At 76.6% G+C, this 1002-nt stretch carries 1 protein-coding gene; it reads right to left on the bottom strand.

The features are described from left to right. Positions 1 to 147: 147 nt before the first annotated feature. Complete coding sequence (locus tag OZN99_RS32390; protein ID WP_270939292.1) at positions 148 to 873, bottom strand: cell division ATP-binding protein FtsE; 726 nt, start codon at positions 871 to 873, stop codon at positions 148 to 150. Between the last annotated feature and the right edge of the window lie 129 nt (positions 874 to 1002).

Genomic DNA, 1002 nt, shown 5'->3' with positions numbered 1-1002 from the left:
TGCCAGCGCTCGGCCAGCCCGGCCGCGCCCTGCGCGCCGGCCACTGCCAGCGCGGCGAGCAGCGCCATGGCCGCGACCAGTCCCGGGATCAGCGGGCCCGCCAGCGCGCGGCGCAGGCCGAGCGGGTCACGCGAATAGCGCGCGCGCCTAGCCAAGCAGGTCGTCCTCCGCCGCCGAGAGGCCGCGCGCGTTGTCCGGGTCGTGCAGCCGGCCTTCCTGCAGGAACAGCGCCGGCGCGGGGAAGCGCGCCACCAGCTCCTCGTCGTGGCTGGCGACGACGACGGTGGTGCCCAGCCGGTTCATCTCCTTCAGCAGCGCCAGCAGCCGCCGCGCCTGGCGCTGATCCAGGTTGCCGGTCGGCTCGTCGGCCAGCAGCAGGTCCGGCCGGTGCACCACGGCGCGGGCGATGGCGATGCGCTGCTGCTCGCCGCCCGAGAGTTCCGGCGGCGCCGACTGCGCCTTCGAGTCCAGCCCCACCCAGCGCAGCATCTCGGTGACGTCGGCGCGCAGCGAGGCTTCCGGCCTTCCGGCCAGGCGCAGCGGCAGCGCGACGTTGTCGAAGGCCGAGAGGTAGGGCAGCAGTCGGAAATCCTGGAACACCACGCCGATGCGCCGCCGCACCGCCGGCAGCGCGCCACGCGGCGCGCGCGCCGTGCGCAGGCCGAGCACCTCCACCTCGCCGCGCGTCGGGCGCAGCGCCAGGTGCATCAGCCGCAGCACCGACGACTTGCCCGCGCCGGAGGCGCCGAGCAGCCAGGTGAAGGAGCCGCGGGGCAGGGCGAAGGTGACGTCCGACAGCGCCTCAGGGCCCCAGTCCCCGCGATGGGGACCGCCGCCCGGGTAGCGCAGCCCGACCGCTTCGAAGCGGACCATGATCGTTGTCTGCCCCGCGCGCGCAGGCGCGCCAAGAGGGAGCGCGCGCAGGCGCGCCACGAGGGAGCGCGCGAAGGCGCGCCGGGAGGCATGGCCGCCGCGCCACGCGGCGCGGCGATCGCTGCCGCG

Origin of the sequence: Falsiroseomonas oryzae, from assembly GCF_027856955.1 — a bacterium.
Lineage (GTDB): Bacteria > Pseudomonadota > Alphaproteobacteria > Acetobacterales > Acetobacteraceae > Falsiroseomonas > Falsiroseomonas oryzae.
The sequence above is the reverse complement of the archived record's forward strand: the minus strand, read 5'-3'. Positions and strand labels throughout refer to the sequence as shown.